Here is a 13,746-nt window from a genome sequence, read left to right on the forward strand (position 1 = left end):
GACTAAAAATAATCTTGATTCCCTGTTGAGAGATGCTCAGAAACTTACCTATAATCATAATATAAAAGCTGATGATATTCAGGAAAAGATTTTCATCAATCGCGAAGCAAAGGTTTATGGTATGTTTTATAAAATAATTGGGAATGCAGCTACTAATGTGCAGTTTTATGCAACAGACAGTATCAACCATTTTGTTGTAGGTTCTCTGTATTTTTATGCAAAACCAAATTTTGATTCTATATACCCTGCGACACATTATATAGAAACAGATATGAGACATTTAATGGAATCTATACACTGGAAATAGACTTCATAACGTTCTGAAAAACAAAAAAGACAACTAATTTTAGTTGTCTTTTTTGATTGTATATTCTTATTCTGACAAGAATGGATATCTGTAGTCCGTTGCCGGTACAAACGTTTCTTTGATGGTACGTGGAGAAACCCAACGAAGCAGATTTAATACAGATCCGGCTTTGTCATTTGTTCCTGAAGCTCTTGCTCCGCCAAATGGCTGCTGACCTACAACTGCACCCGTAGGTTTATCGTTGATATAGAAGTTTCCGGCAGCATTGACAAGTTTTTTAGTAGCCAATTCTATAGCATATCGGTCCTGTGAGAAGATGGCTCCTGTCAAAGCATAAGTTGAAGTTTCGTCAACCAATGTTAATGACTCTTCCCATTTTGCATCTTCGTACACATAAATTGTTAATACCGGACCGAATAATTCGCGCTCCATTGTGTCGTATTTCGGATTTGTGGTAACAATAACTGTTGGTTCAATAAACCAGCCTTTAGATTTGTCGTAGTTACCTCCTGTGATGATTTCTGCTTCATTGGATGCTTTTGCTTCGTCAATAGCTTTTGCCAGTTTGTCAAATGATGATTCACTGATGACCGCTGACATAAAGTTGGTAAAGTCTTCCGGTGAACCAGTTTAAATGTTTTTAAGTCTTCAATTACATATTTTTTTACATCATTCCATATAGAAGAAGGAATGTAAGCTCTTGATGCAGCCGAACACTTTTGTCCCTGATATTCAAAAGCACCTCTTGAAAGTGCCGTTGCTACTTCTTTTGCATCTGATGAAGGATGTGCCCAAACGAAATCTTTTCCTCCGGTTTCTCCTACAATTCGTGGATATGTTTTGTATTTATGAATGTTTTTACCAATGGTAGCCCAAAAATCATTAAATACACCTGTAGAACCTGTGAAATGGATTCCTGCAAAATTTTCATTTGAAAGAATTGTATCGGTAATCATTCCTGAATCACCATAAACTACATTAATAACACCGTCAGGTAATCCTGCTTTTTTGAAAACTTCAACGATTACATTTGCTGAGTAAATCTGAGTAGCTGCCGGTTTCCATACTACAACATTTCCCATCAAAGCCACACAAGAAGGTAAGTTTCCTGAAATTGCAGTAAAGTTAAAAGGAGTAATAGCATATACAAATCCTTCTAACGGACGATGCTCTAAACGATTCCAGATACCTTCTGAAGAAGCAGGTTGCTGAGCATAAATTTCAGTCATATACTGCACATTGTATCTCAAGAAATCGATAAACTCACATGCTGAATCTATTTCTGCCTGATGTACTGTTTTTCCCTGAGCAATCATTGTTGCTGCATTGATTTTAGCACGGTACGGACCTGCTAATAATTCTGCTGCTTTTAAAAAGATTGATGCTCTGTGTTCCCAAGCCATTTCTGACCATTTTTGGCGTGCTTCCAAAGCAGATGAGATAGCTTTTTCTACCAAACCTTTGTCTGCTGTATGATAAACACCTAAATGGTGCTGGTGATCAAAAGGAGGGAATAATTTTTTTGTATTTCCGGTTTTTATCTGTTCTCCGCCAATGTATAAAGGAATGTCAACGGTAGATTGATATAATTCTTTAAATGCTTTTAATACGTCTTCTCTTTCTTTTGAACCCGGTGCATATGATTTGACAGGCTCATTAAATGCTTTAGGCACATTGAAAATTCCTTTTGGCATAATTGATTTATTTTATTTAGGTTTAATTTAAGGCAAATGGTGTACATAATTTAAATATAGGAATATACACTTTGAATTTGCGTGAGTTTGTGAAATTGATCATATTGAAAAATCCTTTCATGGTTCCGAAAGGGGAGGTCAGTAAACTGCCTGAACTGTCGATCGTAGTTTTCAAATTCAAAAAAATAAATAGTGCCTTTGTGGTTATTGGAGGAGCATTATTAGGGTATTTATTTAATCTTATCTAAAGTTATCTTAAACAAAATATTTAAACAATAAAAATTAGACAAAATGAAAATAGCATTATTCAGTGATATTCACGCCAATTTACCTGCATTAGAAGCATTTTTTGAAGATGTTGAAAAAAGAAAACCAGACAGTATTTATTGTTTGGGCGATTTGGTGGGCTATAATATTTGGCCAAACGAAGTGGTAAACGAAATCCGTAAAAGGAGAATACCAACCATTGCCGGAAATTACGATTTTGGCATTGGCAGAATGAGCAACGAATGCGGTTGTGCCTACAAAACAGACAGTGAAAAAGATAACGGAAATATTTCTATTTCATTCACAAATTCTTTGATGAAAGATGAAGAAAGAGCGTATTTGCGTACACTTCCAGCCCATATCAAAGTAGAATTTCAACTGAATGAAGATAAATTGAATTTGCTTTTGGTACACGGAAGTCCGAGAAAAATAAACGAATATCTTTTTGAAGACCGTGAGGAAAAAAGTATGCTTCGCATTATGGAGCAAGCCGATGCAGACATTATGTGCTTCGGACACACACACAAACCTTATCACAGAGTTTTAAATTCGGTATTGACGGTCAAAATCATTTCAGACACGCCATTAATATCGGTTCGGTTGGTAAACCGAAGGACAGCGATGTAAGAGGCGGTTATGTAATGTTTACGATTAATGAAAACAGTTCTGTGTTGGACAAAGATAGTATCAGTGTAGAATTTATACGCTTTGATTATGATATTGAAAGGGCTGCAAAAGCAGTTGAAGAAAGCATTTTACCAAACGAATACGCAGAAAATTTAAGAAGAGGTTACTAATCTAAAATTTATAAAAATGGAATTTCCAACCGAAAGAAAGTATTCAAAAGAACATACCTGGATAAGCATACAGGACAACACAGGTACAATAGGCATTACAGAATTTGCGCAAAGTGAATTGGGCGAAATCGTATATGCGGATTTACCAAACGTTGGATATAGTTTTCAGCAGGACGAAGTATTCGGCTCTGTTGAAGCAGTTAAAACGGTCAGTGATTTATTTATGCCTGTATCGGGTAAAATCACTGAAACGAACGAACTACTTTTGAAAGCACCAACACTCATAAACGACCATCCTTATAAAGACGGTTGGTTGATTAAAATTGAAATAAAAGACATTACAGAATTAGAAGACTTATTGACATCAAACCAATATAAAGAACTTACAAATTAGCAATGCAACCAAAATTAAAATTCTTAGACAGATACCTTACTTTATGGATATTCCTTGCAATGGCAATTGGCGTGGGTTTGGGTCATTTCTTTCCCAATATTTCTAATGTTACCAACAGCTTATCTGTTGGCACTACCAATATTCCATTGGCAATAGGATTGATATTAATGATGTACCCCCCCTTGGCAAAGGTTGATTATTCCTTATTGCCCAAAGCATTTAGAGATAAAAAAGTAATTGGCATATCCTTATTGCTCAATTGGGTAATCGGCACGCTATTGATGTTTGGATTAGCGGTTTTGTTTTTACGTAACGAACCCGATTATATGACAGGCTTAATTCTTATCGGTTTGGCAAGATGTATTGCCATGGTCATCGTCTGGAGTGACTTAGCTAAAGCAAACAGAGAATATACAGCTATGTTAGTTGCATTAAACAGCATCTTCCAGATATTTACTTACAGCTTTTTAGTTTGGTTATTCATCAACGTATTACCTGCAAAATTAGGATTAGCCAATTTCAATGTAAGCGTATCCATGAAAGATGTTACCGAAAGCGTATTGATATATTTAGGTATTCCATTCCTAGCAGGTTTTTTAAGCCGTTACTTCCTTATAAAATCAAAAGGTATAGAATGGTATAACCGAAAATTCGTCCCCGCAATATCGCCAATTACCTTGTACGCTTTACTGTTTACGATAGTATTAATGTTCAGCTTGAAAGGCGATAAAATATTGGAATTACCAATGGATGTAGTAAAAGTAGCCATACCGCTAATCATCTATTTTGTGTTGATGTTTTTCGTGAGCTTCTTTATCAATAAATCTCTTAAAGTTCCTTACGACAAAAACGCATCCATCGCATTTACAGCCACAGGAAACAATTTTGAATTAGCAATAGCCGTAGCAATATCGATTTTCGGCATTCATTCGCCACAGGCATTTGTGGGTGTTATCGGCCCACTGGTAGAAGTTCCGGTACTGATATTATTGGTAAAGGCAAGTTTATGGCTAAAGGAGAAATATTATAGTAAAAAAGACTGAATTTAAATTTCAGTCTTCTTACTCTTTCTTCTACTTGATAAATTCAAAATCACATATCCTATTATACCCGCAATGAGTGATGTTATTAAAACAGATAGCTTGGCCTCTTCAATGAAAACCTGATTGTCAAATGAAAGCATAGATATAAATATGGACATTGTAAAACCTATTCCAGCTAATAATCCTAAGCCAATAATGTGAATAAAGTTACTGTTTGCAGGAAGTTGACCTATCCCTAATTTAGAGCATATCAAAGAGGTTACAAATTCTGAATGATAAATTCTCTTACAGCATATAATTTATCAATATCTTTTTTTCTCAGTTTGCTGCTTGTTGCAGAGGTGTTTATATCCTGTATCTGCTCCAGTTGTAACAGTAAGAGTTCAATTACCTTAGCCTCAAGATACATTTTTTTGTAAATACCTGTACGGTTACAGTGAATAATAGCATGAATGATCTCATACATTTCATTAGTAATCCAGTTGTTTTCATTTTGAATGAGACAGGAGGAACCTTTTTCAATAGCCTTTTTAAAAGATTGAAAGAAATGATCTTCAGGTAAATATTTTGCGAAAAAAGCAGGCTGTAAATTGATTTCAAATATTTGTAAACCATCGTCATTCCATTCCATTGTTCCTTTGAGATGATTTGCGTAAATGATATTATGCTGGCACGGACTAAAATCTATCTTCTGTGCCATGTTGTGATTATTCGATCTGCTGAATCCCTTAAGAGAAAAATGCATTTCAACTGTTTCATACTGACTGTCAAAATCCACTAAAGTCTGTTGAGACAATGAGGCATTACCATGTCCGATATGGATTCCGTCAAAATAGATTTCTTTATAATAACCTCTTCCCAAACGGTTATTTAAAGTGACACTGTGTTCCTTAAAAAGACCGTTTGTTGGATAAAACATTCTTGGATCGTCTCTTTCAATAACCAGCTCAGGAAAATCAGATGTATGGATTCGTAACCTCATTTCATTAATGTTATTCGTTAAACAATTTCTTTTTGCGGTGATTATATTCCGCTCTGCGTAGCTAAACAAAATCTGCTATAAAGTACATTTGCAAAAATAAACTTTATTTAGAATAAATCTTAATAATAAGGATGGTAAAATAACGTTGATGGAAAAAAATGGATAAACAGAAACAGCTTATATTAAATGAAAACCTTACGAGAGTTATGTGGCAACTTTCATGGCCGGCTGTTGTTGCAATGGTTTTGTATGGGATGAATAATTTTCTGGATGGAATTTTTGTAGGGCATCTGATCAGTAACACTGCTTTGGCAGCAGTAGGTGTAGCGTATCCTTTGGCACAATTGGCGCAGGCAATGGGAAGCCTTATCGGAACAGGAATAGGTACTTCGTTAAGTATCTGGATAGGTGAGAATCAGACGCGAAAATTAAAGAAAATGTTTGGAACAGTTCATTTTCTATCATTGATATCATCAGTATTGTTGAGCTTACCTGCTTATATATATGCAGAAGAATTGATTTATATGATGGGTGGCAGGGGAGAAATAGCTGTTTTGGGAACCGAATACTTTAAAGTGACTTTGCTGAGCAATTTCTTTTGGATTCATGGATTAGCACTGAATATGATGATCCGTGCTGAAGGGAAAATGAAAACAGCTGCATGGATGATCGCAATAGGACTTGTCATCGATGTATTGCTTAAACCTGTATTCATTGATACTTTTGGCTGGGGGGTAAGCGGTGCTGCCTGGGCAACCAATGTTTCTATGATTATTTACACTTTATCAGGTATCTGGTACTATTCAAAAGGAAAAGCATCTTTTGTAACCAAATTCTGGTCTTTACTACCGAACAGGCAAATCATAAAAGAAACTTTTGCACTGGGAATGCCTGCCTTTATAATGATGGCAATGATTGTAGTTCAGAATATAGTAGTATTCAACGCACTTGCAAAATATGGTACTGCAGCGGATATCACTTTTTATACGGCGGTTAATCGTTTTTTTATACTCCTAAATACCCCTTTATGGGGATTGATGCGGGCTTTGCAACCAGTAACAGGAATGAATTTTGGAGCTGGAAACTATGAAAGAGCAAAAAAATCATATGTATTATTTTCTTTTACAGGACTCATTATTCTATTGCCTTTCTGGGCTATTGTCATGTTTTTTCCTTCTGATATGCTTTCAATAATGATTCCGAATGTAACATTTAGTATGAACCAATTAACCAATTTCAGAATATACATGAGTGTGTTGCTTACATTACCTTTTATTTTTATGGCTATGGTTTGGTTTCCTTCAGTAAAAAATGGAAAACCTGCAAGTATTGTTGGAATTCTGCGACAACTTGTTTTTTATGTTCCCGTTATGCTCATTATACCTTCATTTTTTGGAGTCGATAGTGTGTATTGGGCAAGTGCTATAATTGACTGGAGCATTTTTCTGTTGGTTATTTTTCTCGTAAGAATCAATTTCAATAGATTAACCAAATCGGAAAAGAAATTAAATGTTTATCAATAACAAGTAAAAACGAATGATGAAAACTATAAAACAAGATAGATATCTGTTAGAAGACACTATTTATAACAATATTAAAGCTTCTAGGGAGGATGCTGATATACATGAAATACTGGATGCGGCTGAAAAAGCTGAGGTATTGGACTTTGCCTGGGAGTTTACTATGGGTATGGATACTCTTATCGGTAAAGCAGGGATGTCACTTTCAGAGGCTCAAAAAGAAAAGATTCTGAAAGCACGAATTCTATTGGCCGCTACAATCTCTAATGAGTAATACTCAAAAAAACATCACCTACTTTTTACTACAAATGCTGTAAAATAAAAAGCAGGTGATGTGTTGTATATAAGCGGTATCAAAATCCTAAAAGATTACATATACTCTTCTCCGCCGTTTTCTTCATTCCCGTTTCTTCCCGGTTTTTCTGCTTTCTTTTGATTGAAACGATACGTAAATGATAAATTAATCGTACGTTCTCTCCATTGTCTTTCTGAGTAACTGTTTGCCGTATCCAGATAAATTTCACTTCTCATTTTACGGCTGTTAAAAACGTCCTGAACATTTAGAGCAATAGTTGCTTTATCTTTCCAGATATCCTTACTGAAAGCCAGATTGAGGTTTGGTTCACCTAATATTTTTCCCTGAGCTGTATTTCTCGGACCTCTGTACATAAAAGTCGTCTGCCAATCTATACCACCTGGTAAATTAACCGTGGAAGCCACTCTTGAACTCCAGGTAAACGTATCATTGTCAAAATTCTGAGTGATACTGTTTCCTTCTGTATCTGTGTAAGTATAATCCCCTCTTGTTTGCTCCTGAAATAAGTTGATGTTTCCGTTTAATCTCCACCATTTAAATGGATTGTAATTTACATTGAATTCCAATCCGTAACGGTATTCTGTATTCAGGTTAATAGGAGAACTGATGGTAATCGGAATACCTTCCTCATTTACACCGTCTACAATTCTTATAAATTGAGTAGCATCAGTCGTACGGTTATAATATACCGAAGTATTCAACGTCAGTTTATACCAGCGTTTCATAAAGCCTAAATCAAAGGCATCTGTAAAAGATGGATCTAAATCAGGATTTCCTCTGTAAAAGTTGATAGAACTCGAATAATTTGAGATTGGATTTAAGGACCACCCACGAGGACGTCTTACTCTTTTACTGTAGCTGATCGATGCAGTAGATGAATCTGTCAGTTCATAATTTAAGAAAGCACTTGGGAAAAAATTGTTATATTTTTTCTTATTGTAATCGTTGGTTACCAACTGATTTACATCAATTTCACTTGCTTCCCATCTCAAGCCAACCATATAGCTGAATTTCTTGTATTTATTACCATACTGAGCATATAAGGCATTAACTTTCTCAAGATATTCCAAATTGTTCTTAAACTGCTCGTTTTCAATGTATTCACCATTTTCTAAGGTTGTTACATTATATTTTGTATTCAATTCATTAAAATTTCCTAAATATCCTGCTTCAAATTGTCCTTCTCCAATCGGTAATACATAGTCTAAACGTAAAATATTCCGCAATTCGTTTTCCCTTGAATTGGTTAAATCGCTTGTAAGAACTGTACCTGCATTACTTGTAGAAATGTCAGAATCTTCTCTGTCAAAGTTTTTTGAAACGGTTCCGGATACGAACAACTGGTGACCTTTATCATTGAATTTATATGTAAAATCAGTTGAGTAGTCTACATTTTCTTTAAAATCATCTTCGGCAGTATAGCGTCTGTTGCTATATAATAAATTTCTGCCTGCATCATAATAATCATAATTTACATCATTCGGATTATCACCGTCACTTCTTCTCCATGTAAAATTATTATTCCATGTCAGTTTATCTGTCAGATAATATTCGAAACCGAAGTTGGCATTATAGCCTTTTCTTTTACGTTCTCTTTTGCTGTACTCATTCACAAAACTCTTTGACAAACCAGTATTTTGATCAATATATTCTGTTTCGTTAAGAGAGTTTCCTTTTGTAAAATCATTTCTGTAACCTAAATTGGCAAAAAGATTGAATTTTTCTTCTTTATAATTGATATTGGCACCAACGCTGTACCCGAAAGGGTTGCTTACATTGGCAGTAACACTACCGTTAACGCCCTGGTTGCTTCCCTTTTTCAGAATGATGTTAATAATTCCGGCACCCCCTTCTGCTTCATATCTTGCAGACGGATTTGTTATGATCTCTACCTGTTCGATTGATTCTGAAGAAAGCATTTTTAGTGCATCTGCAATATTGGAAGCCATTCCTGAAGGTTTTCCGTCAATGAGAACGCGAACACTTTCATTACCTCTCAAACTTACATTTCCATCAGCATCTACCGCTACAGAAGGATGTTATCCAAAACATCACTGGCAGTTCCACCTTTATTGATATTGTCATTGGAAACATTATATACTTTTTTGTCGAGTTTGAACTCTACATCTGCCCGTTTTGTTTCTATCACAAGACCTTCAAGCACTTCAGAATCACTTTCAACCTTAATCATACCAAGACTCATAGAAGAGGTGATTTCTTTATTGGAAATCGTCAGGGTCTGGTAGCCCAAAAATTCTATTTTAATTTCATAGGTATCCGGAAGAATAGGAATATTAAATTGTCCACTGGCATCTGTCATATCGCCTGTGACATAGCTCGGATTCGTAGTACTTACAAGCGTAATACTCGCATATTCTAATGGTTGATTAGTCTTTGCTTCAACTACCGTACCTTTAACATAGATTTCAGCAGCTTGCTGACTGAAACCCAATGTGGTAATGAAAAGCATGGACAGTATAGGTAATATTCTAAAAATTTTCATAAATTATATGAATTTTGAGTATAGATTTTATGCAAAAATAGTGCAGTAAATCGGGTTTAATAATAATATATTGTTAAATAAAACGGCTGTATTCCTATAGTATATCTTCAATTTTGGAAAAGGGACGTGCTATAACTGCTTTATTACCATTTACCACAATAGGTCTTTCTATCAGTTTTGGATGTTTTACCATTGCTTCAATTATAGCATCATCACTGAGTTGTTGGTTTTTATAATCAGCCCATTCCGCTTCTTTTGTGCGAACCAATTCTATAGGTTTTATATTTAGTAATGCAATCAGATGCTTTAGCGTTTCTTTTGAAATAGGTTCGTCAAGATATTTTATTACATCTACTTCAACTTTTTTATCTTCTAAATATGCCAGACCTTCTCTGGATTTGCTGCATCGTGGATTGTGGTAAATAGTAATCATTTTATTTGTTATTTTTGATAATTATAAAAAGAATAAACCTCAAAAACCAAACCAATGTATATAGAACAGTTAAAAAACAATAAAGACAGTCTTTTAAAATACCTTCCGTTTAGTCTGGCTTTTTTCATATTCATGGCTTTTAATCTTATTGCCAGTTCATTAGCCGAGACCAATACTCAGGAAGCATTGGATTTGATGGTAGAACAAATGGGAAAAAATATGACATTGGTTATGGTGACGGCTCCTCTTGCGTTTTTATTGTTGTTATTGTTATTATGGGTAAGGTTTTTTCACGGACAAAGCATTCGAAGTCTCACAACCGCACGACCTAAAACCGACTGGAAAAGGATTTTGTTTTCATTTGCCTTATGGTCCTTGTTTTTGATTATTTCAACAGGTATCAGTTACTATATAAATCCTTCTGATTATGAAATCAATTTTAAACCTGTACCTTTTATTTTTCTTATTATTATAAGCATCATTTTTGTACCCTTACAAACAAGTTTTGAGGAATATTTCTTTCGCGGATATCTTATGCAGGGATTGGGATTGGCTACAAAAACGCGTTGGTTTCCCTTAGTTTTTACCTCTGTAATGTTTGGATTGATTCATGTTTCAAATCCGGAAGTATTGCAGCTGGGACCTTCTATCATGATTTTTTACATCGGTACCGGTTTTTTTCTTGGTATTATCACACTCATGGATGATGGAATGGAACTTGCATTAGGATTTCATGCTGCAAATAATGTAATGCTTTCACTCTTAGTTACTTCTAAAACTTCAGCATTGCAGTCAGAAGCTCTTCTGATAGATATCAGTGATTCTTCTAATAGTTTAACAGAAATTATACTTCAGGTTTTTTTGATTTTTCCTATCTTGTTATTCATTTTTGCTAAGAAATATGGCTGGAATGATTGGAAAAGAAAATTAACACAATTCAATTGAAATGATTATGAAGTGTAACGAAGTGCATCCTTTTTTTAAGCTTAACGGGCAATCATTTCAAGGTGATGCCTTATGCGAAATGGCTATTTCGCTTATTAAAGACGGTGAACCACATGAAAAAGAACTGGGACAGCTGATTTTGCAATGGTTTGATGATAATGACCATGTGATTTTACTTACTTCGGGAACTACCGGAAATCCCAAAGAAATAAAATTGTCTAAACAGGCGATGATCAATTCTGCTAAGGCAACAGCAGATTTTTTTAAATTAGAAAGAGGCGATAAAGCATTACTGTGTTTACCAACGCGATATATCGCCGGAAAAATGATGTTTGTCAGAGCGGTTGTATTAGGTCTTGATTTAGATTTTGTAGTACCAAGTTCTTTTCCGATGGAAAATAATGATACTTGCTATGACTTTGTTGCTATGGTTCCCTTACAGGTTCAGGGATCTCTTAGTAAACTCAATAATATCAAAAAACTCATTGTTGGTGGAGCGAAGCTCAGTAGTTCACTAAAGGAACTTTTGCTGGAGAAGAAGTGTGAAACCTATGAAACATATGGAATGACAGAGACGGTTACCCATATAGCGGCAAAACGTATTGAAGATGACTATTTTACTGCACTGCCGAATGTAACCTTAAGTGTTGACGATCGTAACTGTCTGGTTATTGATGCTCCTTTGGTTGCTGATAAACAGGTAGTGACCAATGACTTGGTAGAATTGAAAGACCATCATACGTTTAAGTGGATCGGACGCATAGATAATGTCATCAACAGCGGTGGAATTAAACTATTTCCTGAGCAGATAGAAGAGAAGCTGGCACATTATATATCAGATCGTTTTTTTGTTATCGGTAAAACAGATGAGGCTTTGGGGAACAAGTTGGTATTGGTTATAGAAAGTGAGCCTTATGATTTAACAGAAGAAACTTTTTCGGAACTCACAGTTTATGAAAAACCTAAGGAAATACAATTTGTAGCTCAGTTTAAAGAAACACCCACAGGGAAAATAATAAGACGAGAAAACTTAAAATAAGTTTATAAAACGCAGGAGTAATTCCTGCGTTTTACATTATATATTCAATCAGAAGATACCATAAACCGATCGTTACAAAAGATATCGGAATACCGAAACCGACCATCATATTGCTGAGTTGTGGTTTTAATCCGTGTGTATTTGCGAGTATAGCTGCCGTAATCATTGGAGCCATAGCGGCTTCAATAATACAGACTTTAGTTGCTGTGTCATTCAAATGGAATACACCATAATACACCATAAATATAACCAAAGGAACAAAAATGAGTTGGAACATCAAGCCGAGTATTAAATACGGATAATGTTTACTGTCTTTTTGAAATTTTAGCTGATATCCTACAGAAAGTAAAGCAATGGGAGATATAGTCGCTGCAAGCATTTTGAATGTTTCACTCAAAGGTTCCGGAAAGTCTACTTTAAAAAGTGCCAGAAGCAATCCAAATAAAAAGGCAATAAGAGGAGGGAAGCTGAACATTTTTTTTAATAAGGAGGCGGAGTTTTTCGTATGTGCGTAAGAATTTGCCACTAAAATTCCTACGGTTGACAAAACGACAAAAGTACCCGGAAGATCAACTACGATTAAAGTTTCCAGTCCCTCAGAACCGTAGAGTGCCTGTATCACCGAATACCGACAAAAGATGTATTTCCGAGTCCGGCAGTTAAGATCAGACAGCCTGTAAGCTTATTTGACCAGCCAAGCCTTTTTCCTAAAAAATGAAAAAATACAAAGGCCATTCCAAAGCTGATCCAGGCTACAGCTGCAGGAAATAATAATTCATAACGGAGCTGTATCTTTGGAATATAAAAGAGTGCCATGGCTGGTAAAGCAATATACAGTACATATTGATTCAGGACTACAGCCGTATTTTTAGGAAAAGCTTTTAGTCTTTGAAGAGCTGTTCCTGCCAGCAGACATATAAAAATTAGAAGAATATTACTCATAATTTGTAATAAAAAAACCGAAAGGATTACTTTCGGTTAAGAATTATAAGGCTGGTGTTCCGTATAGATCAAATTCTGTAGCTTCATCTATTGTTACTTCTACGAATTCACCTGTTTTTAAATAATGTTTAGAAGCATCAATCAGCACTTCGTTGTCCACATCAGGGCTATCAAATTCTGTTCTTCCTACAAAATATTTCCCTTCTTTACGATCAATGATACAACGATAGGTTTTCCCTATTTTTTCTTGATTGAGTTCCCATGAAATCTGAGCCTGAATTTCCATAATTTCATTTGCTCTTGCCTGTTTTACATCATCAGGAACGTCATCTTCCAGAGTATAAGCGTGTGTGTTTTCTTCATGAGAATAAGCAAAACAACCTAAACGTTCAAAGCGCATTTCCTGAACCCAGTTTTTCAGAATTTCAAAATCTTCTTCAGTTTCACCCGGATAACCTACAATTAAAGTAGTACGGATGGCCATTCCCGGTACAGCTGCTCTGAAGTCTTTTAAAAGTTGCGTTGTTTTGGCATAAGTAGTACCTCTGCGCATTGATTTAAGGA

At 35.3% G+C, this 13,746-nt stretch carries 16 protein-coding genes and 2 pseudogenes; 9 read left to right on the top strand and 9 right to left on the bottom strand.

Annotated elements, in window-relative coordinates:
• The coding region (gldD, locus tag QW060_RS23440; protein WP_450091487.1) for a gliding motility lipoprotein GldD at positions 1–307 on the top strand (307 nt) is incomplete at its 5' end.
• A 66-nt stretch (positions 308–373) separates the two neighbouring features.
• Here the strand turns inward: gldD and pruA are convergent.
• Positions 374–2,001 (bottom strand): annotated as a pseudogene (gene pruA, locus QW060_RS23445) (L-glutamate gamma-semialdehyde dehydrogenase).
• A gap of 104 nt (positions 2,002–2,105) precedes the next feature.
• Here pruA and QW060_RS23455 point away from each other — a divergent pair.
• From QW060_RS23455 to arsB, 4 genes are all read left to right on the top strand, one after another.
• Positions 2,106–2,249 carry a hypothetical protein gene (locus tag QW060_RS23455; RefSeq protein ID WP_290365279.1) on the top strand — a complete coding sequence of 48 codons (144 nt, stop codon included), beginning with the start codon at positions 2,106–2,108 and terminating at the stop codon, positions 2,247–2,249.
• Positions 2,250–2,292: 43 nt separating this feature from the next.
• On the top strand, positions 2,293–2,895 hold the full coding sequence (locus QW060_RS23460; RefSeq protein ID WP_290365274.1) for a metallophosphoesterase family protein: 603 nt from the start codon (positions 2,293–2,295) through the stop codon (positions 2,893–2,895).
• A gap of 186 nt (positions 2,896–3,081) precedes the next feature.
• On the top strand, positions 3,082–3,459 hold the full coding sequence (gcvH, locus tag QW060_RS23465; protein ID WP_002978297.1) for a glycine cleavage system protein GcvH: 378 nt from the start codon (positions 3,082–3,084) through the stop codon (positions 3,457–3,459).
• A 2-nt stretch (positions 3,460–3,461) separates the two neighbouring features.
• Complete coding sequence (gene arsB / locus QW060_RS23470; RefSeq protein ID WP_002978295.1) at positions 3,462–4,502, top strand: ACR3 family arsenite efflux transporter; 1,041 nt, start codon at positions 3,462–3,464, stop codon at positions 4,500–4,502.
• Positions 4,503–4,504: 2 nt separating this feature from the next.
• Here the strand turns inward: arsB and QW060_RS23475 are convergent, their stop codons facing one another.
• Both QW060_RS23475 and QW060_RS23480 read right to left on the bottom strand, forming a co-directional pair.
• Positions 4,505–4,756 (bottom strand): Na+/H+ antiporter NhaA, encoded by a 252-nt coding sequence (locus tag QW060_RS23475; protein ID WP_290365275.1) that lies wholly within the window; start codon positions 4,754–4,756, stop codon positions 4,505–4,507.
• A gap of 5 nt (positions 4,757–4,761) precedes the next feature.
• Entirely contained in the window at positions 4,762–5,553 is a 792-nt protein-coding gene (locus tag QW060_RS23480; protein ID WP_290365276.1) for an AraC family transcriptional regulator, read from the bottom strand.
• 89 nt (positions 5,554–5,642) lie between these two features.
• Here QW060_RS23480 and QW060_RS23485 point away from each other — a divergent pair, with 89 nt between their 5' ends.
• Positions 5,643–7,007, top strand: coding sequence for an MATE family efflux transporter (locus tag QW060_RS23485; protein ID WP_290363687.1), 1,365 nt, complete (start codon positions 5,643–5,645; stop codon positions 7,005–7,007).
• Between the two features lie 136 nt (positions 7,008–7,143).
• Positions 7,144–7,278 carry a hypothetical protein gene (locus QW060_RS23490; protein ID WP_290363686.1) on the top strand — a complete coding sequence of 45 codons (135 nt, stop codon included), beginning with the start codon at positions 7,144–7,146 and terminating at the stop codon, positions 7,276–7,278.
• A gap of 95 nt (positions 7,279–7,373) precedes the next feature.
• Here QW060_RS23490 and QW060_RS23495 read toward each other — a convergent pair whose 3' ends face one another.
• The 3 genes from QW060_RS23495 to arsC all read right to left on the bottom strand — a co-directional run bounded on the left by QW060_RS23495 (position 7,374) and on the right by arsC (position 10,256).
• Positions 7,374–9,320, bottom strand: a complete 1,947-nt coding sequence (locus tag QW060_RS23495) for an outer membrane beta-barrel family protein (protein WP_290365277.1) — start codon at positions 9,318–9,320, stop codon at positions 7,374–7,376.
• Between the two features lie 26 nt (positions 9,321–9,346).
• A complete protein-coding gene (locus tag QW060_RS23500) occupies positions 9,347–9,823 on the bottom strand; it encodes a carboxypeptidase regulatory-like domain-containing protein (protein WP_290365278.1) in 477 nt (158 codons plus the stop codon).
• A 94-nt stretch (positions 9,824–9,917) separates the two neighbouring features.
• Complete coding sequence (gene arsC / locus QW060_RS23505) at positions 9,918–10,256, bottom strand: arsenate reductase (glutaredoxin) (RefSeq protein ID WP_290363684.1); 339 nt, start codon at positions 10,254–10,256, stop codon at positions 9,918–9,920.
• A 54-nt stretch (positions 10,257–10,310) separates the two neighbouring features.
• On the opposite strand from arsC, the gene QW060_RS23510 reads away from it, so the two are divergent.
• Together QW060_RS23510 and QW060_RS23515 are read left to right on the top strand one after the other, a co-directional pair.
• Positions 10,311–11,201, top strand: a complete 891-nt coding sequence (locus tag QW060_RS23510) for a CPBP family intramembrane glutamic endopeptidase (protein WP_290363683.1) — start codon at positions 10,311–10,313, stop codon at positions 11,199–11,201.
• A 7-nt stretch (positions 11,202–11,208) separates the two neighbouring features.
• The gene (locus QW060_RS23515; protein ID WP_317623175.1) at positions 11,209–12,240 is read left to right on the top strand and encodes an AMP-binding protein; all 1,032 of its coding nucleotides are present in this window, start codon (positions 11,209–11,211) and stop codon (positions 12,238–12,240) included.
• Between the two features lie 31 nt (positions 12,241–12,271).
• Here the strand turns inward: QW060_RS23515 and QW060_RS28160 are convergent, their stop codons facing one another.
• From QW060_RS28160 to QW060_RS23525, 3 genes and pseudogenes are all read right to left on the bottom strand, one after another.
• Positions 12,272–12,862, bottom strand: a complete 591-nt coding sequence (locus QW060_RS28160) for an AEC family transporter (protein WP_317623229.1) — start codon at positions 12,860–12,862, stop codon at positions 12,272–12,274.
• Positions 12,859–13,182 (bottom strand): AEC family transporter, encoded by a 324-nt coding sequence (locus tag QW060_RS28165; RefSeq protein ID WP_317623230.1) that lies wholly within the window; start codon positions 13,180–13,182, stop codon positions 12,859–12,861. Before QW060_RS28165 ends, QW060_RS28160 begins: the two co-directional genes overlap by 4 nt.
• A gap of 43 nt (positions 13,183–13,225) precedes the next feature.
• Positions 13,226–13,746, bottom strand: a pseudogene (locus QW060_RS23525) (30S ribosomal protein S12 methylthiotransferase RimO); the annotation flags it as partial.

Source organism: Paenimyroides ceti (assembly GCF_030409925.1).

Coding starts and splice junctions, on each gene's coding strand:
- QW060_RS23500 (WP_290365278.1), bottom strand. CDS start 9,823: ATGAAAATTTTTAGAATATTACCTATACTGTCCATGCTTTTCATTACC.
- arsB (WP_002978295.1), top strand. CDS start 3,462: ATGCAACCAAAATTAAAATTCTTAGACAGATACCTTACTTTATGGATA.
- gcvH (WP_002978297.1), top strand. CDS start 3,082: ATGGAATTTCCAACCGAAAGAAAGTATTCAAAAGAACATACCTGGATA.
- QW060_RS23460 (WP_290365274.1), top strand. CDS start 2,293: ATGAAAATAGCATTATTCAGTGATATTCACGCCAATTTACCTGCATTA.
- QW060_RS23510 (WP_290363683.1), top strand. CDS start 10,311: ATGTATATAGAACAGTTAAAAAACAATAAAGACAGTCTTTTAAAATAC.
- QW060_RS28165 (WP_317623230.1), bottom strand. CDS start 13,182: ATGAGTAATATTCTTCTAATTTTTATATGTCTGCTGGCAGGAACAGCT.
- QW060_RS23515 (WP_317623175.1), top strand. CDS start 11,209: ATGAAGTGTAACGAAGTGCATCCTTTTTTTAAGCTTAACGGGCAATCA.
- QW060_RS23485 (WP_290363687.1), top strand. CDS start 5,643: ATGGATAAACAGAAACAGCTTATATTAAATGAAAACCTTACGAGAGTT.
- arsC (WP_290363684.1), bottom strand. CDS start 10,256: ATGATTACTATTTACCACAATCCACGATGCAGCAAATCCAGAGAAGGT.